The organism is Kineosporia sp. A_224, assembly GCF_002198655.1.
In the GTDB taxonomy this organism is placed as follows: Bacteria; Actinomycetota; Actinomycetes; order Actinomycetales; family Kineosporiaceae; genus R-H-3.
Genome location: NZ_MWLN01000191.1, coordinates 99,981 through 122,028, shown reverse-complemented (window position 1 = coordinate 122,028; position 22,048 = coordinate 99,981). Strand labels below are relative to the sequence as shown.

Genomic DNA, 22,048 nt, shown 5'->3' with positions numbered 1-22,048 from the left:
GCATCGGGAGACGACGACATGCAGGGCACCCTCCTCGTCAGCACCGCCGGTCAGGGCGTGCTGCGCAGCAACGACGACGGCGCCACCTGGCACCGGATCCCGTTGGGTCAGGACCTCGAGTTCGACGCGGTCGTCCGCTGCCTCGCGGTGCACCCGACGACACCGGAGGTCGTGTACGCGGGGGCCGACGCCGGGCTGGCCCGCAGCGACGACGCCGGCACCACCTGGCGGCGGATCGGCTCCCCCTTCGACGACCAGCAGGTCTGGTCCCTGTCCGTGGACCCGCTGGACCCGGACTCCCTGCTCGTCGGGACAGGAGCGCCGTCCCGGGCCCGGATGTACCGCACCGACGACGGCGGCAGCACCTGGCACCGCCTGCCGCCCGAGCTGCCGGAGCACTGCGCCGGCGTCAGCAAGCCGCGGATCCTGACGATCTGCCACGACCCGCTCGTCCCCGGGCAGGCCTGGTTCGGCGTCGAGGAGGGCGGCCTGTGGCGCACCGGCGACCGGGGTGACAGCTGGACCCGCGTCGACGGCACCCGGCAAGACCTGCCGTCAGGGGTGCACGTCTCCGACGTCCACTGCGTCGTGATCCTCGACGGCCCGCCCAAGACCCTGGTCTGCGTCGTCGTCAACGGCTTCTACGTCAGCCAGGACGACGGCGCCACGTGGACCCGCACCGACACCCGGGCGACGTGGGGCATCTACTACACGCGGCTGGTGGCCCGCATCCCGGGCAGCAACGCCCTGCTCCTCGGCATCGGCGACGCGACGCCCGGCACCACGACCCGCATCTTCCGGTCCGACGACCTGGCCCGGACGTGGCAGGAGTCCACGTTCGACATGCCGGCCACGTCGACGGTGTGGGCGATCGGCACGCACCCGGCGGACCCCGGGCTCGTGCTCGCCGGCACCAAGTACGGCGACCTGTTCCGCTCCGTCGACGGCGGCCGCAGCTTCACCAAGGAGTGGCGCTCGTTCCCGGAGATCACCGACGTGGCGTGGACCCCCGCGGCCTGCGCCCCGCCGCCGGCCGGGCACTGACCCCGGCCGAGACAGCCGACGTTCCCCGATCCGAGGAGTGACCATGCCCGAAACCGACGGCTCCACCGGCACACGCGGCGCACCGGGTGCCGCACCGGTGATCGCCCGGACCCACATCTCCCTGCTGGTCCGCGACCCGGAGGCCTCCGCGGCGTGGTTCGAGGACGTGCTCGGGATGAAGGTGACCGCCCGCGGCCCGCAGTGGGTCTTCCTGTCCTTCGGCCGCAAGCACCACGACCTCGCCCTGATCCGCGCCGAGGACGGCGCCGAGCAGGGCGGGCTCGGCCTGCAGCACTACGGCCTCGAGATCGAGGGCGGGGTCGACGCCCTGCGCCGGCTGTACGGCATGTTGCTCACCAAGGGCGTCACCGTGGTCAAGACCACCGACCACGCCATCGGGCTCGGCGTGTACTTCGAGGACCCGGACGGCAACCGGTTCGAGTTCTTCGCCGAGACGGTCGTCGACGACGAGGAGGCGACGCGCCTGCTGGGTGAGCACCAGGCACCGAGCCGGACGATCGACCTCGACCCGCTGTACTCCTGACCCCGCCGCATCGCGAGGAGTGTCCACCATGTTCGACGCGAACGTCGGCCGGTACCACGTCCGCGCGTGGTTCACGCACGTGGAAGAGGTGCTGGCGACCGAGGCCGGGATGCCCGCCGACGGCCCGCCGTTGCGCCGGGTCGTCGTCGCGGCCGCCGTGCGCAACCCGTTCGCCGGGACGTTCGGCGAGGACCTCGCCGCCGTCGTGGACGGGTCCGACGTGCTGGGCCACGAGTTCGGCGCCCGCGCCGTGGCCGCCATGGGCGGGGCCGGCATCCAGAGCTACGGCAAAGCGTGCCTGGTCGGCGTCGCCGGCGAGTACGAACACGGCAACGCCTTCCTGACGCAGGTGTTCGCCGACCCCGTCCGGGAGGCCGTCGGCGGCGGGAAGGCATGGGTGCCCTCGACGGGCAAGGTCGGGTGCGCCGGCGCGACGCTGGACATCCCGCTCGCGCACAAGGACGCGCTCTACGTCCGGGCCAATTACGACACCGTCACCGTCTCGTTCGGCGGCGCACCGCGGCCGGACGAGGTCGTGCTCGCCTTCGCGTTCGCCTCCCGGGGCCGGCTGCACGCGCGGCTGGGCGGGCTGTCCGCCCAGGACGTCGTGGGCCGGGACGGGCTGCGGTAGCCGTGGACCACGCGCACGACACGGTGGCGCCGCGCAGCCGCACCCTGACGCTCGACGGGCTCGCGCACCGTGTCCTCGAGTGGGGGGAGCCGGGCGCCCCCGCCGTGCTCCTCCTGCACGGGCTGCGGTCGTACGCCCGCACCTGGGACGGCGTCGCCGCCGCCCTCGCCCCGGACCACCACGTGCTGGCCCACGACTTCCGCGGGCGGGGGGAGAGCGCCTGGGACCCCCGGCGCGAGTACTTCACACGGCGCTACGTCCGGGACGTCGAGCTGCTCGCCGATGCCCGGGGCCTGTCCCGGTTCGCCGTCGTCGGGCACTCGATGGGCGGTGCCGTCGGCTACGTGCTCGCGGCACGCCGTCCCGATCTCGTCACCGCGCTCGTGGTCGAGGACATCGGTCCGGGGTCGTCGGACGACACCGCCGGCGCGGAGCGGATCCGGCGGGAGGTGGGTGCGACCCCGGCCGCGTTCGACACCGAGGACGAGGTGCGCGCCTACTGGCGGCGGATCCGGCCGGACGTCACCGACGAGGCGCTCGCGTCCCGGGTGGCCAACACCGTGCGCCGCGGCGACGACGGGCGCTGGCACTGGACGCTCGACATGGCGGGGATCGCCGCCGCGCGGCTGGCCGCGGACCCGGACGGTCCGGTCGACCTGTGGCGGTGCGTCGACGAGCTGCGGTGCCCGACGCTGGTGCTGCGCGGCGGGCGGTCCGACTTCCTGCCGGTGCGGACCTGCGAGCGGATGGCGCAGCGGCAGCCCCGCCTGCGGTGGGCCGAGGTCCCCGGCGCCGGCCACTACGTGCACGACGACCGGCCGGACGAGTTCGTCGCCCGGGTCGTGGCCTTCCTCGCGGAGGTCACCCCGTGACGGCGCCCGCGACGCGGGTGTCGGTCGCCGTCGTCGGTGCCGGCCCGGTGGGCGTCACGGCCGCGAACCTGCTGGGCGTCTACGGGATCCGCACGATCGTCGTCGACCGTGAGTGCGACGTCGTGGACTACCCGCGCGCGGCGGGCGTCGACGACGAGAGCCTGCGGGTGTTCCAGGCCGTCGGCCTGCAGGACGAGATCATGCGGCAGACGATCCAGAACGTGCCGCTGCGGCTCTTCGGCGCCGCCGGGCAGTGCCTGGCCGACGTCCGGCCGTCGTCGCGCGAGTTCGGTTGGTACAAGCGCAACATCTTCATGCAGCCCTCGGCCGAACGCACCCTGCGCCACGGGCTGGAACGGTTCTCGTCCGTCGACCTGCTGCTCGGCCACGAGCTGACCGGCCTGCGGCAGGACGGCGCCGGCGTCCGGCTGGACGTCACCGACGCCGGCGGGTGGCGTCACGAGATCCTCGCCGACTACGTGATAGCGGCGGACGGCGGTCGCAGCACCGTACGGGACCTGCTCGGCGTCCGGCTCGAAGGCGAGACGCACAGCCGGCGCTGGGTGGTCATCGACTGCGCCGAGGACCCGTTGGACGCCCCCTGGACCGGTCTCCACGGCGACCCGCGCCGTCCGTACGTCTCGGCCCGGCTGCCCGACGGCCACCGCCGCTGGGAGTTCATGCTCTTCCCGGGCGAGGACGGCGACGAGATGCTCGCCCCCGACCAGGTGCGCGCGCTGCTGCGCCCTTTCGTCCCGGACGCCGAGGCCGTGCGGCCGATCCGGGCCCGCGTGTACACCCACCACTCCCGGCTCGCCGACCGCTTCGTCGTCGGCCGGGTGGCGCTCGCTGGCGACGCCGCGCACCTGATGCCGCCGTGGGCGGGGCAGGGCATGAACACCGGCCTGCGGGACGTCGGGAACCTGTGCTGGAAGCTCGCGGCGATCGTCCGGGGCGAGGCCTCGCCCGACCTGTTGGCGACGTACGAGGCGGAACGCCGCCCGCACGCCGGGGCGATGACCGACCTCTCCACGAACCTCGGGCGCCTGCTCGGCCAGACCCGCCCGGTGGTCGCGCGGGTGCGTGACGCCGCGTTCGGGGTCGTCGGGCTCGTGCCGCCGCTGAAGCGCTGGGTGGTCGAGATGCGGTTCAAGCCGGTCCCCGACTACCGCGCGGGGTTCGCGGTCGCCGTCGAGGACGCGCGCGTCCCGACCGCCGGGCGGATGATGCCGCAGCCCGCCGTGGAGGTCCGGCCAGGCTGCCCGGTGCCGCTCGACGACGTCCTGGGCACCTGGTTCGCCCTGGTCGGGTTCGGGTGCGACCCGCTCGCCGGGCTGGACGGCGAGGCGCTGGCGGCGGTGGACCGGTTCCGGCCCGACGTCGTCAAGGTGGTCGCCTCGCGGTCGGGCCGTGCCGGCGAACCGTGCGTGCGGCCGTCCACGCTGGTCGTCGAGGACGTCGACAACCAGTTGCGCCCCTGGTTCCACGCTCGGGGTGCCGGTGTGGTGCTGGTGCGCCCGGACCGCTACGTGGCGGCCTGCGGACGCGACGGCCCCGACCTCCCCCTCGCCGTGCTCGCCGACCGCTACCGACCGAAGGACGCCGGATGAACGCCTCCCCGCCGCACGATCCCGACGGCGCCGCCAAGCAGTACCTCGACGACATGGCCGCTCGTCGCGGCTACGTCCTGGAGTACCACAAGGTGATGGCGGCCAACGACTTCCCGGTCCTGCAGGCCGCCGACGCGCTGGTCCAGGCCGCCTACCTGTCGCAGCGGCTGCTGGACCGGCGGACCAAGGAGCTGCTCTTCATCCTCAGCCTGACCGTGATGCGGTCGGACAAGGCGCACATCCAGAGCCACATCCGGGTCGCGCTCGACCTCGGCGTCAGCCCGGCCGAGATCCTCGAGGCCATCGAGATCGCCCTGCCGGAGGCCGGGGTCGTTGCGTTCCAGCACGGCTTCGACGCCTGGCGCGAGGTGGTCGACGCCCCCCGGCTGGAGCCACGCACCAGCTGACCTCCCTGCCCCACCACGTCGGTCGTCCCGGCGACCGACGGCCTCGCTGTACCCCATCCCGTTCGATTATCGGACATAGCGTCCGGTACAGACATCGGAGCAGAGCATGACCACAGCGCCAGGTGCCACCCGCCGGAACGTCTCGCTGTCCGGCGTCCTCGCCCAGTCCGTCGGCTTCATGGGTCCCGTGTTCTCGGTAGCCACCCTGCTGCCGCTCATCGTCGGGCTGTCCGCCACGGGCCGCGGCGCCGGCATCGCCACCCCGGTGGCCCTCGCGGTCGCCGGCCTCGGCATGTTCGGCGCCGGCTGGGTGATCGCCCAGTACGCCCGGCGGATCCACCTCTGCGGTTCGTTGTACGAGTACGTCAGCGACACCTTCGGCCGGCGCGTCGGCGTCGTCGCAGGCTGGCTCTACTACGGCGCGATGCTGGTCCTGTCCTCGGCGACGATCCTGGTGCTGGGCGGGCTCACCGAGGACTTCCTCCTGGCGGCGTTCGGCATCGGGGTGCGCTGGTGGCTGCTGTCCCTGCTGTACGTCGCGGTGGTGGCGACCTTCGTGATGGTCGGCGTCCACGTGTCCGTGCGCGCCCAGCTGGCGCTCGTGCTGGTGTCCGCCGTCGTCGTCCTGCTGTTCTCGCTGTACGTCATCGCCAAGGGCGGCGCCGGCGGCGACAGCCTGTCCGCCCAGCCCTTCAACCCGTTCGCGGTCAGCGGCGCCGACCTGCTGTACGGCGTGCTGTACGGGATCAACATGTTCATCGGGTACGAGTCGGCGGCGAACCTCGCCGAGGAGACCGACGACCCGAAGCGGCACATCCCGCGCGCCGTCCTGTGGTCGCTGACGATCGTCGGCCTGTACTACCTGGTCACCGCGTACGCGCAGGCCGTCGGCTTCGGGCTGGACGCCGAGGCGTGGAAGGCCAGCGTCTTCCCGCTCCAGGCGCTCGCGTCGGGCAGCGAGTTCGGCTCCACGGCCTTCGGCAACCTGGTGGCCGTCATCATCATCCTGGACGTCGTCGCGGTCGCGATCGGTGTCGGGGTGGCCGGCTCCCGTGGCATGTTCGCGATGGCCCGGTCCGGCCGCCTGCCCCGGCCGCTGGCCTCCGTGCACCCGCGGTTCGGCACCCCCGTGGTCGCGGCCGCCGTCATGGCCGTCGTCGCGGTCTTCGCGGTCGTGCTCGTCGTGGCCACCGACGGCGTCTTCTCGCGCGCCACTGCCGACCCGGCGGTCCAGCAGCCGCAGTGGGCGCCGATGTTCTCCTGGATGGCGGGCTTCGCCGGGACAGGGCTCGCCCTGATGTACCTGGCGGTCTCCCTGGCCGGTGCGCGGGGCCTGTGGGGTCACGTCCCCACCGCGAAGCTCGTCGTGGCGGCGACGGCCGGCTCGCTCGTGACCGCGGGTGCCGTCTTCGGCGCCGTCTACAAGGCGCCGAGCCCCCTCGACACCGTGCCCTGGGCGCTGGCCGTCTGGATCCTGGTCGGGGTTGGATGGTCTGTCGTGGTCGACCGCAGGTCAGAGGCCGACGAGGTCCCCGCTGCCACGCTCGGTGCGCGTGTCGGTGGTGAGGCGTCGTGACGCCGGACACCGTGCGGTCCGCCGAGCCCCCGACGAAGCAGGAGAGCGCACCCGTGGTCGACGTCCACCACCCGTACGACCCGCTGAGCCCGGACGAGATCGTCGCGGCCGTGGCGGCGATCCGCTCGTCGCACCCCGAGGTCGCCGCCCCCCGGTTCCCGATCGTGCGGCTGTCCTACCCGGACAAGCAGGTCGTCCGCTCGTGGGACCGCGTCTCGCCGACGCCCCGAGCCGCGTTCGTCGTGGTGTACGACCGGGCGCGGGGCGCCACGTACGAGTCCGAGGTCGACCTGGCGACGGGCGAGGTCGTGCGCTGGGCGCACGTTCCCGGCGTGCAGCCCCCGATCATGATCGAAGAGATCATGGACCTGGAGAACATCGTCCGGTCCGACGCGGCGTCCGTCGAGGCGCTGGTGCGGCGCGGCGTGACCGATCTCGACCTGCTGCAGGTCGACCCCTGGTCCACCGGGACGCTGCCGGTGGACGGCGTCCCGGCGGGCCGGCGCGTCATCCGGGCGAGCGCGTACGTCCGTGAGTTCGCGGAGGACAACGGGTACGCCCGTCCGGTCGGCAACCTCGTATTCGTCATCGACTGCGACGCGAAGGAAGTGGTCGCCCTCGAGGAGGGTGACCCGATCCCGCTGCCGCCCGAGAGCGGCAACTACGACCTGGCGAGCGTCGGGCCGCTGCGGGACGACGTGCGCCCGCTGGAGATCACCCAGCCCGAGGGTCCGTCCTTCCATGTCACCGGCAACGTCATCGAGTGGCAGCGCTGGCGGATGCACGTGCACGTCGACGCCGTGGAGGGGCTCGTGCTCAGCGACGTCTCCTACCACGACCAGGGGCGCAGGCGGTCGATCCTGCACCGGGCGGCGATCAGCGAGATGGTGGTCCCGTACGGCGACACGAGCATGGACTTCTTCTTCCGCAACGTCTTCGACGCCGGCGAGTACAACCTCGGCAAGACCGTGGGGTCGCTCTCCCTGGGCTGCGACTGCCTGGGCGAGATCCGGTACTTCGACGCGGTCCTGGCTGACGAGTCGGGGACGCCGCAGACGATCCGGAACGCGATCTGCCTGCACGAGGAGGACTACGGGATCCTCTGGAAGCACTGGAACTTCCGCTACCAGGAGGCGGCGGAGGTGCGGCGCTCGCGGCGGCTCGTCGTGTCCGCGATCCACACCATCGGCAACTACGAGTACGGCTTCTTCTGGTACTTCTACCAGGACGGCACGATCCAGTTCGAGGCGAAGCTGACGGGCATCGTGCAGACCCGGGCGGTCGCGCCCGGCGAGACACCGCTCTTCGGCACCCTGGTCGCGCCGCAGCTCGACGCGCCCAACCACCAGCACATGTTCAACATGCGGCTGGACCTGGAGGTCGACGGACCGCACAACACGGTCTACGAGGTGGACGCCGTCGGCCTGCCGATCGGCCCGGGCAACGAGTACGGCAACGCGATCGTCGCCCGTCCCGTCGCGATCACCAACGAGCGGGAGTCGCGGCGGGAGCTCAACGCCGCGACCGCGAGGACGTGGAAGGTCGTGAACCCCGGCGTCCTCAACCGGCTCGGGCAGCCCGTCGGCTACAAGCTCGTGCCCTTCGTCGGCCCGACGCTGCTCGCCCACCCCGACAGCGACCTCGCCAAGCGTGCGGAGTTCGCCCGGCACCCGGTCTGGGTCACGCGGTACCACCCGGAGGAGTTGCACGCCGCGGGTGACTACCCGAACCAGCACCCCGGTGACGGCATCGGGCGCTGGGTCGAGGCGGAGCGCGACCTCCTCGACACCGACGTCGTCCTGTGGCACACCTTCGGGACGTCCCACCTGCCACGGCCCGAGGACTGGCCGATCATGCCCTGCGACTACGTGGGCTTCCACCTCAAGCCCGTGGGCTTCTTCGACAGGAACCCGTCGCTGGACGTGCCGCCGCCGGCGCCGAAGGGCGGGGCTGCCTGCCACTGACCTCCGGCGGCACGAGCTCTCCGCCCCCTGGGGAACCCCGCGACGACGGCGCCGGATCGCCTCCCGTCTGTTGTGGGTGAGGCGCACGATCGTCCGATACATGGTCGGACGATCACTTTCGGGCGGGTCCGAACGATCAGGTGCATCGCTGCTGATCAGAGGCTTGCCGCCGACTCCGGCCGTGGGCGCGGCGGCCGCCTACTTGGGCAGACAATGGGCAAAATCTTGGGCGTTCGGAGGCTCTCGGGTGTTCGGCTGACCACGGTTGTCATCGGGCGACGTGGACACCGCAAAACGACGAAGGGCCTTTGAACTGGAGGAATAGGTTGCGTTTCCCCAGTTCAGAGGCCCTTTTCGGTGGCCAGGGGCGGGGTCGAACCGCCGACCTTCCGATTTTCCGAAGACGATCACTACTACACGAAACGGGGTCTGAACTGCGGTGATGCGACCTGAGGTCGCTGCTCGGGCGTGTTCTGGGCGTGCACTGGGCGAGAACGGCCGCCGTCGGCCGGGGGCGGTCGGGGACATTCGGACTGCGCGCCGGCACTACCTCCTGTGGTGGCGTGCCGTCCCGCATGGCCGATCCCGGTGGGAGCCAGACCGCGCCCTTCGAGAGGCCGGAGCTTGCGCAGGCTCGTCGGCGGAAGGCAGTGAGCAGCGGGAGAGGGTTCAGACCCGATCGTCGGGCCGGCGGGTCAGGCGTGCGGCTGCTGTTGTGTTGAGCAGTGGATCCCGCCGCCGCCGGCGGCGATGCCGTCGATCCTGACCTGGGCGACCTGCCGGTCCGGGTAGAGCCTCTGGAGAGTGGCCGCGGCCGCGGCGTCGGCGCGAGCGTCGCCGAACCTCGGGGCGATGACGGCACCGTTGCACACGTAGAAGTTCACGTATCCCGCTGCGAAGTCGTCGGTGAGGATCTCGGGGCGCAGGTCCCGCGGTGCCGGGAGCTCCGCGACCTGCAGTCGCCGTCCTGCACGGTCGCGGGCGTCGGTGAGGATCCGGAGGTGCCGCCGGGTGACGTCGTGGTCGAAGGAGGCCGGGTCGTCGTCGCGGGCTGCGACGACGACGCCTGGCCGGACGAAGCGCGCGTAGAAGTCGGTGTGGCCGTCGGTGATGTCCTGCCCGGCGATGCCGGGCAGCCAGATGACGTGATCGATTCCGAGCGTGTCGGCGAGCTCGGCCTCGACGTCCGTCCGGGACCAACCGGGGTTGCGGTTGTCGTTGAGGACGCAGCTCTCGGTGATGATCGCGGTGCCGTGCCCGTCGACCTCGAGGGCGCCGCCTTCGAGGACCAGTTCGCTGCGGTGCCGTGGGCACCCGGCGGCCGACGCGACCCGAGCGGCGACCGCGGCGTCGGCGGTGTGGGCCTGCTTGTCCCCCCAGCCGTTGAAGTTGAAGTCGACGGCTGCGACGCCGGTGCGACCGGTGACGAACGTGGGTCCGCTGTCCCTGATCCACAGGTCGTCGAGCGGGGCGTCGAGCAGCGTGACCTTGCTGCCGAGGTAGTCATGGGCCAGGTCCCGTTCGTGCGGGCGCACGAGCGCGGTGACCGGCTCGTGCCGCGCGATCGCTCGGGCTACGGCGGCCAGGTCGGATCGGACCTGCTCCAGCAGGTCCGCGCCCCAGATCTCCGCGCTGGCTCCGAAGGCCATCCAGGTGCGGGAGTGCGCGCTGCCCTCGTCGGGCATCCGGGGGCGGTCGGCCGGGGTCGGTGCCTCAGGACGGCTCAGGCTGCTGTGTCCCTCACCCTCAGCGTCGCCGTCGTTGCCCCCGGGGGAACTCGAGGGGGTCGCGCAGGCGCTGAGGCTCCCCAGCGCGGGTGCAGTGAGGAGGGCACCGATGAGCGACCGCCTGGTGAGGGGGAGGTCGCTCCCGGGTCCGGGCATGAGGGGCTCGATCCGTCGGGCAGGTCACGGGGCCTGCGGGTGTCGGGTGCGCATGTCCGCGCCGGGTGGAGCGCTCGCGTCAGCGGGCGCTGCTTCGCGGTGGTTCTGGGTGCTTCGTCGGGCTGCGCCGGGCGCCGGCTCTGCGCGGGGCCGGTGGCGGCGGAAGCTCACGGGTGATGGCGAGCTCCAGCAGATGACGCAGGTGCGGCACGTCGATCGCGCCGGTGAGCCAGCGACCGGAGAGCCCTTCGACGAGGGCGACCAGGATCTCGGCGGTCTCGTGGGGGTGGCGTCCGTCGGGGTCGGAGGTCTTCTCGTGGTCCTGGACATGTTGGATGAGTGCGGCGATGTGGTCGACCCATTCGGCGGTGAGCCGGGCGACGTCCGGCCGCAGGGTGTCGTCGAAGACGGAGGCCCAGCGCAGCTCTCCCCAGGCGCTGGAGGTGGTGTGGACCTCGGGGGTGTCCTGGAGCTCGCCGAGGAGTCGTGCGGTGAGCTCTTCTCGTGGTGTGGCTGCCGGGTGGGCCGCTTCGGTGGAGTAGCGGTCTGCCCGGTCGTTGACGGCTGCCAGGGCTGCGGTGAGCAGGCCCTCGCGGTTGCCGTAGTAGTGGTAGATGAGGGGGACCGAGACGCCGGCCTCGGCGGCGACCTCCTGGACGCGCAGGCCGCGTACGCCGCGTCGGGCGATGACGGTGATGGTTGCGTCGAGGAGCTCGCTGCGGCGGTCGGTCACGGCAGCAGCGTACGGACGCCGCGGTGCGCTCGTGGGCGGGACCACCCCTGGGCGGCGTCGCCGCTCGTGCGCGTCGACGGGGGGCCGGGCAGAGGTCTCCGTCGGGGCAGCGGGCACGGTCCTCACCGGCGGATCAGCCGCCGAGGAGGCTGCGGAACGCCGCTGCGCCTTGGCGGCGGCGGCCGAGCAGGGCGACGACGAGGGCGGTGGAGAGGGCCACGAGGCAGGTGAGAAGCACACCTGCGGCGGCAGCGTCTCCCTTCAGGCCGGTACGCAGCGTGGAGTAGATGTAGACCGGCAGGGTCGTTGTGCCGACGTTGCCGAGCATGCTCGAGGTGACGACGTCGTCCAGGGACGTCGTCGAGGCGAGCATCGCGCCGGCGGCGACGGCGGGCAGCGTGAGCGGCAGGAGGACCTTGCGCAGGACGGCGCCGGGGGCCGCGCCGAGGTCGGCGGCGGCGTCGGGCAGTCGTGGGTCCAGACCTGCGAGACGGGCCCGGACGACGAACGCGACGACGGTCACGGAGATCACCGAGTGCGCGATGACCAGTCGTGCGGTGCCGTCGGAGGCGATGGTCCCTGCCGCGACGTACAGCACCAGCAGGCCGACGGCTGTGACGATCTCCGGGGTGGTGAACACCAGGACGAGCAGTCCGTTGAGGCCGGTGCGGGTCGCACGTCCGGCACGGACCAGAGCGATGCCGGCAAGGGTGCCGATCAGAACGGCCACGACGGTCGAGAGCGCAGCGACGCGCAGCGACACGGCGATCGAGGACAGCAGCGCGTCGTTGTGCGGGACGGCTGTGTACCAACGGGTCCCGAACCCCGTCCACACCGCGAGGGTGTTGCCGGTGTTGAACGACGAGCTGACGATCGTGAGGATCGGGAGCCACAGGAAGGCGACGAGCAGCACGGTGTAGCCGCGCAGCGCCACCCCCCACAGGTCACGTTCGCGTCGCTCGGACCCGCTGCCCGCGATGGGACGTTCCGGCGTCGTGGTCCGGGCGCGCAGGCGCGCGGTGATATCGAGCGGCCGCACGATGCGTAGGACCCGGATTGCCAGCGCGGACAGCACCCAGGCCAGCGCCAGCAGGGCGGCGACGACACCGACGAGGATGACGGCTGCGGCCGCGCCGAGAGCCCAGTCCTGCCCGGCGAGGAAGGAGTCGTAGACGAAGTTGCCGACGACGGTGGCGCGGACGCCGCCGAGCACGCTCGGGGTGACGTAGTCGCCCATGAGCGGGACGAAGACCAGCAGGGCGGCGGTGATCAGGCCGGGCCGGACGGCAGGCAGCGTCACCTGCCAGAAGACGCGCCAGGGTGTGGCGCCGAGGTCGCGGCCGGCGCGGCGCACGGCGGGGTCGAGCCGGTCCAGTGCGACGAAGATCGGCAGGATCGCCAGCGGCAGGTAGTTGTAGACGACCCCGAGCTGTGCGCCGCCGCGGGTGTCGAGGAGCCCGAACCCGTCGTGGACGCCGACGGCCGTCAGGGGGCCGCGGTCGTCGAGCAGGATGCGCCAGGCGTACGTGCGCAGCAGGAACGGCGTCCAGTACGGGACGACGACAGCGGCGACCACGAGGTAGCGCCAGCGGCCGTGGATCCGGGTCGCGATCGCGTAGGCGACCGGCAGGGCCAGCAGGACGCACAGGGTGGTGCCGACCACGGACAGGCGCAGGGTGTTGGCCAGGACGATCCGGAAGGTGTCGCTGAAGGCCTCCTGGTAGCGGTCGGTCGTGGGTCGGCTGAGGTCGACCGGGCTGGAACCGAACAGGGAGCTCTCGCCCAGGCTGTAGACGGCGACGAGCCCGGCCGGCAGGACGAAGAACGCGGCGAGCCAGACGAAGGCCGGCAGCCCGGCCAGGTTCCTGGTCGGCCGTGGGCGGCCCCGTCCGGGCAGGCCCGCGGTCCGCAGGCGTCCACCAGCGGTGCGGTGGGGGCCGCGGGCGGTGGTGGTTCTCATTTGGCCGCCAGCGCCTTGAGCCGTTCGAAGGTGGCCAGAGAGAGCTTGCGGGCCGCCGGGGTGACCGTCGCCGGTTCGAAGTGGTCGGCGGGAACGCCCTCGTCGAAGAAGATGATCTCCTTGTGCGGCATGTCGGCGGGGAGCAGGTCCTTCGAGGCGGTGACCCCGGTGAAGTAGCCGTGGAAGGTCGTCTCGGCGGCCGCGTTGGCGGGTTGGAGGACGTGCTCGACGAAGGCGTGCGCGGCGGCCGGGGACTTCGTGCCGTTCGGCAGCACCCAGTGGTCGACGTACAGGTCGCTCTTGGGGCCGCCGAGAGCGAACTTCAGCGTCTTCGGTCCGTCGATGAGCGCGCCACGGGCGTCGCCGGTGAAGGCCTGCGCGAGAACGACCGTGCCCTTGGCCAGGTCGGCACGCGGGTAGGAGTTGAACTGGGCCAGGTGCGGCAGCACCTTCTCGGTGAAGTACTTCTCGGCGGCCTGGTACTGGGCCGGGTCCGTTGTCTGGTCGGAGACCGCGTGACCCCAGAAGTAGGACGAGATGAACGAGGGCGCGCCGTCGATGACCGAGGTACGGCCGTCCACGGCCGCGTCGGCGAACCGGGCGTAGAAGTCGTCCCATGTCGTGATGGCGCCGGTGACGACGGCGCTGTCCCAGACGTACCCGGTGGAGCCGCCGGACTTCGGGATGGCGTAGGTGTTCGTGGGGTCCCAGGCCTTGGCGAGGAAGGTCTGCGACAGTCCCTCCATCGACGGCAGCCGGGTCTTGTCCCATGCGAGCAGGGCGCCGGCGCTGCTGAGCTGGGGGACGTAGGAACCGTCCATGACGACCAGGTCGTACCCGCTCGTGCCCTGGGTGACGCGCAGCTTGGCCACGGCCTGCTCGGCGGAGTCGTAGGTGTCGACCTGGACGGTGACGCCGGTCTTGTCCTGGAACGACTTGATGGCGTCCGGGGAGATGTAGTCCGCCCACGAGTAGACGTGCAGCGTCGATCCCCGGGAGACGGCCGTCGGGTAGCTGGTGGCGGCCGCGGACGTGCCCTTGGAGCCGTTCGACCCGCAGGCCGACAGCAGCCCGCCGGAGAGCAGGCCCCCGGAGAGCAGTGCGAGCGAGGTGCCGAACTGGCGGCGGGTCAGGCCGGTGCTCGGCCGTCGGGGTGCGGTGGGTCCGGTCATGGCCGGTGGGCTCCGTCCTGGAGGGGGAAGATACGCACGTGCTGGGCCTGCCACGAGCACTGCACGCTCTGGCCGGCGGAAGGCAGCCGCCGGCCGTCGCGAGGGACGCGGGCGAGGACGGTGGTGTCGTGGTCCACCTGGACCAGGACGAGGGAGGACATCCCCGCGACGCTGGCCCCGCGGACGACCCCGGAGACGGTGTTGACGCCGGGGACGGCGTCCGGGACGTGGTCTGCTGCCCCGGGTTCCGGTCGCGGGTGGTGCGGTGCGGCGGCCGGGAGCTCGGTGACCCTTACGTGCTCAGGACGGACGAGTGCGAGAGCCGGGCCTGCGACGGTGGGGCTGGCGCTGATGGCGGTCACAGCCGGGTGCGTGAGTGTGCCCGTGCCGTCGCTGTGCCCGGGCAGCTCGTTGTTCTCCCCGACGAAGCGTGCCGCGAACAGGGTGGCCGGGTGGTCGTAGATCTGCTCGGCGGTGCCCTGCTGGACGATGCGGCCCTCGGACATCACGACGATCCGGTCGGCGAGGCTGAGGGCTTCCTCCTGGTCGTGGGTGACCAGGACCGTGGTGATCCCGAGTTCTTGCTGCAGCAGCCGTAGCTCGACCTGCATCGCCTGCCGCAGTGCCCGGTCGAGCGCGGAGAGCGGCTCGTCGAGCAGAAGGACGCTGGGGCGGTCGACGACTGCACGGGCCAGGGCGACGCGCTGCTGCTGCCCGCCCGACAGGCTGGTGACGGACAGCTTCGCGGCGTGGGGCAACCGGACCACGTCGAGGGCCTCCTGAACCCGCGCGGCGACCTGGGAGCGGGCCAGCCCCCGCTGCCGCAGCGGGAACGCGATGTTGTCCGCGACGTCCAGATGCGGGAACAGCGCGTACGACTGGAACACGGTGTGGATGTCCCGGCGGTGTGCCGGGGTTCTGGTGACGTCGACACCGGACACGCGCACCACGCCCGCGTCGGGCTGCTCGAGCCCGGCCAACATCCGCAAGGTGGTGGACTTGCCGCAGCCGGAGGGGCCGAGCAGGGCGACGAACTCCCCGGCGGCCACGGTCAGCGACAGGTCGTCCACCGCGGTCGTGCCCGGGTACCGCTTGGTGAGTCGCTCGAGCCGGACGGCGCCGCGCCCGCTCCCGGGCGCCTCGCCGTCCTCCGGCGCAGACCCGGCTCCCTGTCCCGTGGGTCGTCCCGCATCGCCAGGCGTGACGGTGACCACGTCGGGCGAACGGCCGCCGCTCATCGGGCCTCCGCGGCGGGGATCTGCATCGTGATGCAGTGCGGGCCTCCACCGCCGAAGGCGATGACCGCGCCGGGCACGCCGACGACCTGACGGCCGGGAAGACATCCGCCGATGACGCCCATGGCCCGCTCGTCGTCGTCGCGGTTCCCGCTGAGCGGGACGATGACCGCACCGTTGACGATGTAGAAGTTCGCGTAGGAGACGTAGTCCTCGACGCCCTCGACGGTGACGGCGGAGAACAGGTCCAAGCCGTTCACCGCGACGAACCGGTCAGACGCGTCGGGGACGTCCCGCAGGTAGCGCAGGTTGCGGGCCATCGCCTCGTGGTTGACGTTGCGGGGGTCGCCGCAGGTCTGGACCAGGACGTGTCCCGGGGCGGTGAAGGTGCACACGCCGTCGACGTGCCCATCGGTGTGCCGGTCGTCCAGGTGCCCGAACGGCAGCATCAGCACACGGCGGACACCGAGCGCCTCCTGCAGGACGGCTTCCGCGTCGCTCTGGGACAACCCCGGGTTGCGGTTGCTGTGCAGCAGACACTGGGCCGTCGTGACAAGAGTCCCCTCGCCGTCCACGCTGATGCTGCCCCCCTCGAGGACCATGTCGACACCGACCCGCTCGATGCCCAGGTGGTCCAGGACCCGGGCTGCGAGGCCCGCGTCGGCGTCGTACGGGAGGAACTTTCGGCCCCAGGAGTTGAAGCCGAAGTCGACCCCGAGGCGGTGCCCGTCCGCGCGTCGCACGACGAGCGGGCCGTTGTCCCGGATCCACGAGTCGTCGACCGGCGCCTCCAGGACGTCGACGTCCGCGCCGCACAGGTCGACGACCCGGGACCGGCGACCGGGCAGCGCCACTACCGTGACCGGCTCGAACTGCGCGACGGCCCGCACGACCGCCGCGTAGTCGTGCTCGGCGTCGGAGAACGCGCCGGCCCACAGGTCGGCTCGCGTGGGCCAGGTCACCAGCGTGCGCTCGTGGACGTCCCACTCAGCGGGCATGCGGTAGTCCGCCAGGCGAGGGTCGACGTCCGGCCGCGGGCGCCGAGGGACTGCCGAAACACCGTGCGGCGCAAGCTCTGCACGGTAGCCAGTCTGGATGCCCGTCTCCGGGTCACCGGTGGTGATCGAGCTGCTCATGGTGGACCACTGTGCCCTTGACTGAAAATTCAGTCAAGGCCTTGTTCCGAGGAGGGTGCGGCTCTACCGTGGCGTGACTGAAAATTCGGTCAATCTGTTGAGAGAGGCCTTGCCGTGCACCTCACACCGACCGAGCGCGACCGGCTGCTGCTGTTCTCCGCCGCCGAGCTCGCTCGTCGCCGGGTCGCTGCGGGCGTCCTGCTGAACGTGCCGGAGGCGACCGCTGTGGTCGCCGACGCTGTCTGCGAGGCGGCACGTCGAGGGGCTCGCCACGTCGAGGCGGTCGCTGAAGGGCGCGCAGTGCTGACCGGCTCCCAGGTGCTTCCCGAGGTGCCCTACGTCGTCCGGGCGGTATCGGTGGAGGCCGTCTTCGCCGACGGCTCGCGGCTGGTCGTGGTGAGCGAGCCCTTCGGGCCGGTGCCGGACCGTGACGACATGCCGGGCGCCATCGTGGCTGCGGCACAAGCGCCGGGCACCCGCTCGCAGGACGCCGCCGGTCGCGCGGAGCGCGTCGAGGTCGAGGTGCTCAACACGGCGTCGGTCCCCATCTCGGTGACCAGCCACTTCCACTTCTTCGAGAGCAACGCCCGGCTCAGGTTCTCGCGTGCCACGGCGTACGGGATGCACCTCGACGTCCCTGCGGGGACCCACATGCGGTTCGAGCCGGGGACGACGACGACCGTGTCCTTGGTGCCCGTGCGCGGGGCGCGGGTCGTCGTCGGCTTCTCCGGGCTCGTCGACGGGCCGCTGGATGCCCCCGGCGCACGGGACGCTGCTCTGAAGCGGGCTCGCGCCTGGGGTTTCCTCGACCTCGACCGCCCCCAGTCCGCCGCCGCCGCCGCCGCGGCCGCGGCCCACGCGATGTCCGGACCGGGGGACGTGCGATGACGCACTTCGACGCCCACGCCCGTGCCGGCGCGTACGGCCCCGGACTCGACGACCGAGTCGTCCTCGGCGACACCGGTCTCGTCGTCCGCGTCGAGCGCGACGACCGGGGACGGCACGCCGACGAGGTCCTCTTCGGCTTCGGCAAGACCGGCCGGGACGGCATCGGCCTGCAGGCCGTACGGACCGCCCGGTCCTGCGACCTGCTGGTGAGCAACGTCCTGCTCCTCGACCCCGTTCTCGGCATCCGCGCCACGAACATCGGCATCCGTGAGGGACGCGTCGTCGGCATCGGCAAGGCGGGCAACCCCGACACGATGGACGACGTCGACATCGTCGTCGGCAGCGGAACGGCGGTCGTCTCCGGGGAAGGCCTGATCGCCACCCCGGGAGGGGTCGACACGCACGTGCACCTGCTGTCCCCGCGGGTGTGCGAGGCCGAGCTCGCCTCCGGCGTCACCACCATCATCGGTCAGGAGATCGGCCCGTTCTGGGGCGTCGGCGTCGGCTCGGCCTGGGTCCTTCGCACCGGCTACGCAGCCTTCGACGACTACCCGGTCAACGTCGGGATCCTCGGCCGCGGATCCTCGAGCCGGCGTGACCCGCTCCTCGAGGCGCTCGAAGCCGGTGTCTGCGGCTTCAAGGTCCACGAGGACACCGGCGCGCACCTGCGCACCCTCGACACCGCACTCACCGTCGCGGAGGACTACGACGTCCAGGTCGCGGTCCACACCGACGGCCTCAACGAGGGGCTGACGGTCGACGACACGCTCGCCGTGCTCGACGGCCGAGCCATCCACGCCTACCACGTCGAAGGATGCGGCGGCGGCCACACACCCGACGTGCTCAGCCTCGCCGGCGTGCCCCACGTCCTGGCGTCCTCCACCAACCCGACGTTGCCCTACGGCCGCGACGCCGTGGCCGAGCACCACGCCATGATCGCCCACGTGCACGGCCTGCGTGCGGACCTGCCCGGCGACGCCGCACTCACCCACGACCGGGTTCGTGCCGTCACCATGGGCGCCGAGAACCTCCTGCACGACCTCGGGGTCATCCCCGTCACATCGTCCGACGCCCAAGGAATGGGACGGGCCGGTGAGAACTGGCGCAGCACCTTCGGGCTGGCGGGCGCCCTGACCTCACTGCAGCGTCGCACCGGCGCGGCGCCCGACCTGACGGACGACAACGCACGGGTGCTGCGGTACCTCGCCAAGCTCACCATCAACCCGGCGCGCGTCCACGGACTCGACCAGTACGTCGGCAGCCTCGAACCCGGCAAGATCGCCGACATCGTGCTCTGGCGGCCCTCGATGTTCGGCGCCAAGCCCGAGATGGTCCTCAAGTCAGGCTTCCCCGCCTGGGGAGTCACCGGCGACCCGAACGCCGCCATCGACGGCGCCCAGCCCCTCGTGCTCGGGGCGCAGTTCGGCGGTCACGGCGCCACCGCCGCCGAACTGTCCCTGCTGTTCGTCAACGGCGCAGCAGCCGCAGCCGGGGCAGTCCCGATCCCGACCCGTCGCCAGGTCGTTCCCGTCACGGGCTGCCGCACCGTCAGCCTCGGGTCCATGGCGCACCACGGCATCACCGGACCGGTCAAGGTCGACCCCGCGACCGGCGTGACGACCTTCCGCGGAGCCCAGCTGCACATGCCGCCGATCGAGCGCGCCCCGCTGCAGCAGCTCTACCACCTGTAGCGACCTTCGTGCGCCCGCGTGTCCGGCCGACGCGGGAGCCACCGGTTCGCCCGCGCCGCGATGTCAGCGCCGCGCTACGTGGGTTCAGGACGGGGTCGGATCGACCCTCCGATTCGCAAGGGCCAGCCACCGAGGCTCGCCCGCCGTGCTTCCAGCGCTGAGCAGCACGTTTGGTCTGACGGTTGGCCGACAGCAGTGATCCGTGGGCGCGTATTGGGCAAGATCTTCGATTCGCCGGTTCGGCTGTGCCCGATTAACACCGGTAAGCCATGAAATCCAGACGGGGGCGAAGGTGGGTCTTGTGGTGGCCAGGGGCGCGGTCGAACCGCCGACCTTCCGATTCTCGGCGTGCGCCTTTCGTTGCAAGGGCTGGTGATCCGTCCTCAGGTGGTGGTCTGTCGTGCGGGGGAGCGGGTTGTCGTTGTGATCTGTTGTGCTCCGTTCTCGTGGGGTCGTCGGAGTTCTGTGAGCATTGCGTGAGCAGCCTCGGGTCGCGGTCAGGGGGTGAAGTGGCCGAGGTGGGGCAGGAGCCGTTCGGCGGCGTCGATGAGTGTCTCGGCGATGTCGAGGGCCTCGACGGCCTCGTCGGGGCTGACGGTCTCGTCGGGGTGGGCGGGGTACTCGACCTCGTTGCGGCGTCGGCGGAGCCCGCCGTAGGGCGCGAACGGTGCGCCGAACTGGGCGCGGACGGCGCGTTCGACGGCGACGTGCCCGCCACCGGTGGTGGGGCGCAGTCCTTGGTGGGCGAGCAGCGCGGTGCAGGCCAGGCGGGTGGCGTCGTGGGCCAGGACGAACGCGTTCGTCGGATCCGTGTCGAGTAGGGACTGCGCGGAGGCGAGGGTCTGCCGGGCACGGGTCAGACCCGGGACGCCGTCAGCGGCCTGTCCGCGGACGACCTGGAGCTCGCGACTGGTGAGCAGCCGCTCGACGTCCGCTTCGCCGGTCTTCCAACGCGCCACGCGGTGACCCTGTCCGCGGCTGCCGACAGTCGATCTGCTGTCAGCCGGTGCTGTTGGCCTGGTCGTTGTGGTCGGGGGTGTGGTCGTCGTTGTCCTGAAGGACGAGGTGCGGTCCGGTCTGGATGGTGGCGATGAGCGGGTCGTCGCCGGCTGTCCAGCGGGCGGGGGAGCGGACGACGGGGTTGACCGGGATCGACAGCCGGGCCTCGGCGCGTTCGGCGGCGGCGTAGACGTCGGCACGCTGCGGGGTGCCGACGACCAGGACGTCGACGTCGGCTGGGGCGGGGCCGTCGACGCCGTCGTAGCGGGCGGCCCATGACCCGTACAGGACCACGGTGGAGACCCGGGGCAGGCCGGTGAACTCCTCGGTGATGACGACGTGCGGCCCGAACGTGACCAGCAGCAGCCGCGCGAGCGGCGCGAAGGCGCGGTGACCGGTGTTGGCGCGCAGCAGCCTGGCCCGGCCGACCTGCCGGCCGGTGAGCAGGCCGGCGGCCTCGAGGCGGGACAGCTCCCGGTGCGCGGTCGTCAGCGGGATGCCGAGCCGGGCCGCCAGGTCGGTGGTGGTGTGGTCGTCGTCGGGATGCAGGAACAGCACGGTGAGCAGGTCGGCCTGATGCCGGGACCTGAACACCGGCATCAACGACGGCGCATCACTACGCATAGGTGAAAGATATCATCTGCCTAAAGGGATCAACGACATCTGGCGTTGGTCGTGGTGTGCGCGACACAGACGTCAGGGCAGACCGGGCGTAGGCCGCGGGTCCTACAGCGCATCCAGGTTCGGGTGGCGAAGCAGGCGACGGGTCAGTCCTCGAACTCGAGCTCGTCGTACCGGCAGAGGTCGACGTTCTCGTAGTGCACGGTGAACCGGCTGCGACCGTGAAGGTCTTCGACGTGGTGGGCGAGCTCGACGTCGTACGTGCGGGTCGTGGCGGCCAGGATCCGGCACTTGAGGACCACTGACCTGGGGTAGTGCGCAGCCGGCGTGCACCGTGCTGCGTCGATCACGGCGGCTTTCTCCCGGATGACGACCTTGGTGCCGTCCTCTTCGTGGAACTCGACCTGGACGACGCCGGGGAAGGGCTCGTCGCTCACCCGGCCGGTCGCCGTCGCCCAGAGCGGCGCTAGGTCTGAATCCTCGGTCTCGGCCACGACGTCCATTGTCCAGACCGCCCCGGCGCTCGGTCGACGTCATGCTTGGTCCGCTGCTGCGGGGCGTCGGCAGGACGGCGGAACCGCCGACGACCGAGCGGACTGCGCAGGTGGAGCCGATGGCAGACTCCCCGCATGGCCGTCGAGGACATGGTGGAGCGGTTGCCTGGCATCGCGGTATCGCTGGAAGCGGCCGGTATGGATGTCCGTCGCTTCGCGTCTGCCCCGCCGGTGTCTGTGGATGCCGTTCGCGAGGTGGAGAAGGTCCTGAAGCACGCCGTGCCAGGCTCTTTCTGGCGAGTCCTGACCGAGATCGCCGGCGGTGTCGACTTCTTCTGGTTCGCGCCTGCCGACTGGGCCTTCACCGGCCCGTTCCGCCACATCTTCTCCGGAGAGCTGGCCTGGTCGCTGGATGCGCTCCCGAGATTGGCGCGTGACGTGCGCGAGTGGATCGACGTGGTAGGCCCGACAGGATGCCTTGGCGCGTGGTGGCTCCGCTGTTGTATGAGTCCTCAGGGGTGGTGGGGTTGCCTGATCGGCGTGGCCGGCGAGAGGCAGGTCGGCAAGTTGCTGGACGACGTCGAGTAG

At 71.7% G+C, this 22,048-nt stretch carries 20 protein-coding genes; 11 read left to right on the top strand and 9 right to left on the bottom strand.

Annotation, left to right across the window (positions count from 1 at the left end):
• Nucleotides 1-18: 18 nt before the first annotated feature.
• The 8 genes from EDJALFJO_RS20885 (at nt 19) to EDJALFJO_RS20850 (ending at nt 8,648) form a co-directional block, all read left to right on the top strand.
• Nucleotides 19-1,044, top strand: coding sequence for a glycosyl hydrolase (locus tag EDJALFJO_RS20885; protein ID WP_088288237.1), 1,026 nt, complete (start codon nt 19-21; stop codon nt 1,042-1,044).
• A 43-nt stretch (nt 1,045-1,087) separates the two neighbouring features.
• Nucleotides 1,088-1,588, top strand: a complete 501-nt coding sequence (locus tag EDJALFJO_RS20880; protein ID WP_088288236.1) for a VOC family protein — start codon at nt 1,088-1,090, stop codon at nt 1,586-1,588.
• Between the two features lie 28 nt (nt 1,589-1,616).
• Nucleotides 1,617-2,219: an amino acid synthesis family protein gene (locus EDJALFJO_RS20875; RefSeq protein WP_088288235.1), complete on the top strand. Its 603-nt coding sequence runs from the start codon at nt 1,617-1,619 to the stop codon at nt 2,217-2,219.
• Nucleotides 2,220-2,221: 2 nt separating this feature from the next.
• Nucleotides 2,222-3,091, top strand: a complete 870-nt coding sequence (locus tag EDJALFJO_RS20870; protein WP_198950501.1) for an alpha/beta fold hydrolase — start codon at nt 2,222-2,224, stop codon at nt 3,089-3,091.
• The gene (locus EDJALFJO_RS20865) at nt 3,088-4,701 is read left to right on the top strand and encodes a bifunctional 3-(3-hydroxy-phenyl)propionate/3-hydroxycinnamic acid hydroxylase (RefSeq protein ID WP_088288234.1); all 1,614 of its coding nucleotides are present in this window, start codon (nt 3,088-3,090) and stop codon (nt 4,699-4,701) included. Before EDJALFJO_RS20870 ends, EDJALFJO_RS20865 begins: the two co-directional genes overlap by 4 nt.
• Nucleotides 4,698-5,108 (top strand): carboxymuconolactone decarboxylase family protein, encoded by a 411-nt coding sequence (locus tag EDJALFJO_RS20860; protein ID WP_088288233.1) that lies wholly within the window; start codon nt 4,698-4,700, stop codon nt 5,106-5,108. Before EDJALFJO_RS20865 ends, EDJALFJO_RS20860 begins: the two co-directional genes overlap by 4 nt.
• A 106-nt stretch (nt 5,109-5,214) precedes the next feature.
• Nucleotides 5,215-6,684: an APC family permease gene (locus tag EDJALFJO_RS20855; RefSeq protein ID WP_088288232.1), complete on the top strand. Its 1,470-nt coding sequence runs from the start codon at nt 5,215-5,217 to the stop codon at nt 6,682-6,684.
• Nucleotides 6,681-8,648, top strand: coding sequence for a primary-amine oxidase (locus EDJALFJO_RS20850; RefSeq protein WP_198950500.1), 1,968 nt, complete (start codon nt 6,681-6,683; stop codon nt 8,646-8,648). Before EDJALFJO_RS20855 ends, EDJALFJO_RS20850 begins: the two co-directional genes overlap by 4 nt.
• A gap of 695 nt (nt 8,649-9,343) precedes the next feature.
• On the opposite strand, the gene EDJALFJO_RS20845 is transcribed toward EDJALFJO_RS20850, so the two are convergent.
• The 6 genes from EDJALFJO_RS20845 to EDJALFJO_RS20820 form a co-directional block, all read right to left on the bottom strand.
• Entirely contained in the window at nt 9,344-10,531 is a 1,188-nt protein-coding gene (locus EDJALFJO_RS20845; RefSeq protein WP_369812562.1) for an agmatine/peptidylarginine deiminase, read from the bottom strand.
• A 79-nt stretch (nt 10,532-10,610) separates the two neighbouring features.
• Nucleotides 10,611-11,264: a TetR/AcrR family transcriptional regulator gene (locus tag EDJALFJO_RS20840; RefSeq protein ID WP_088288230.1), complete on the bottom strand. Its 654-nt coding sequence runs from the start codon at nt 11,262-11,264 to the stop codon at nt 10,611-10,613.
• A 133-nt stretch (nt 11,265-11,397) separates the two neighbouring features.
• Nucleotides 11,398-13,224 (bottom strand): ABC transporter permease subunit, encoded by a 1,827-nt coding sequence (locus tag EDJALFJO_RS20835; RefSeq protein WP_088288229.1) that lies wholly within the window; start codon nt 13,222-13,224, stop codon nt 11,398-11,400.
• Nucleotides 13,221-14,396, bottom strand: a complete 1,176-nt coding sequence (locus tag EDJALFJO_RS20830) for a spermidine/putrescine ABC transporter substrate-binding protein (protein ID WP_088288228.1) — start codon at nt 14,394-14,396, stop codon at nt 13,221-13,223. The genes EDJALFJO_RS20835 and EDJALFJO_RS20830 overlap by 4 nt, the downstream gene beginning before the upstream one ends.
• The gene (locus tag EDJALFJO_RS20825; RefSeq protein ID WP_088288227.1) at nt 14,393-15,634 is read right to left on the bottom strand and encodes an ABC transporter ATP-binding protein; all 1,242 of its coding nucleotides are present in this window, start codon (nt 15,632-15,634) and stop codon (nt 14,393-14,395) included. The genes EDJALFJO_RS20830 and EDJALFJO_RS20825 overlap by 4 nt, the downstream gene beginning before the upstream one ends.
• Entirely contained in the window at nt 15,631-16,629 is a 999-nt protein-coding gene (locus EDJALFJO_RS20820) for an agmatine/peptidylarginine deiminase (protein WP_198950499.1), read from the bottom strand. The genes EDJALFJO_RS20825 and EDJALFJO_RS20820 overlap by 4 nt, the downstream gene beginning before the upstream one ends.
• Nucleotides 16,630-16,881: 252 nt before the next feature.
• Here EDJALFJO_RS20820 and ureB point away from each other — a divergent pair, with 252 nt between their 5' ends.
• Both ureB and EDJALFJO_RS20810 read left to right on the top strand, forming a co-directional pair.
• A complete protein-coding gene (gene ureB / locus EDJALFJO_RS20815; protein WP_088288226.1) occupies nt 16,882-17,655 on the top strand; it encodes an urease subunit beta in 774 nt (257 codons plus the stop codon).
• The gene (locus EDJALFJO_RS20810) at nt 17,652-19,346 is read left to right on the top strand and encodes an urease subunit alpha (RefSeq protein WP_088288225.1); all 1,695 of its coding nucleotides are present in this window, start codon (nt 17,652-17,654) and stop codon (nt 19,344-19,346) included. The genes ureB and EDJALFJO_RS20810 overlap by 4 nt, the downstream gene beginning before the upstream one ends.
• A gap of 497 nt (nt 19,347-19,843) precedes the next feature.
• On the opposite strand, the gene EDJALFJO_RS20805 is transcribed toward EDJALFJO_RS20810, so the two are convergent.
• The 3 genes from EDJALFJO_RS20805 to EDJALFJO_RS20795 form a co-directional block, all read right to left on the bottom strand.
• Nucleotides 19,844-20,305, bottom strand: coding sequence for a hypothetical protein (locus EDJALFJO_RS20805; RefSeq protein ID WP_088288224.1), 462 nt, complete (start codon nt 20,303-20,305; stop codon nt 19,844-19,846).
• Nucleotides 20,306-20,345: 40 nt separating this feature from the next.
• The gene (locus tag EDJALFJO_RS20800) at nt 20,346-20,969 is read right to left on the bottom strand and encodes a winged helix-turn-helix domain-containing protein (protein ID WP_088288223.1); all 624 of its coding nucleotides are present in this window, start codon (nt 20,967-20,969) and stop codon (nt 20,346-20,348) included.
• A gap of 143 nt (nt 20,970-21,112) precedes the next feature.
• Entirely contained in the window at nt 21,113-21,460 is a 348-nt protein-coding gene (locus tag EDJALFJO_RS20795; protein WP_143448684.1) for a hypothetical protein, read from the bottom strand.
• 135 nt (nt 21,461-21,595) lie between these two features.
• Between EDJALFJO_RS20795 and EDJALFJO_RS20790 the strand changes: the two genes are divergently transcribed.
• Nucleotides 21,596-22,048 carry a hypothetical protein gene (locus EDJALFJO_RS20790; RefSeq protein WP_088288221.1) on the top strand — a complete coding sequence of 151 codons (453 nt, stop codon included), beginning with the start codon at nt 21,596-21,598 and terminating at the stop codon, nt 22,046-22,048.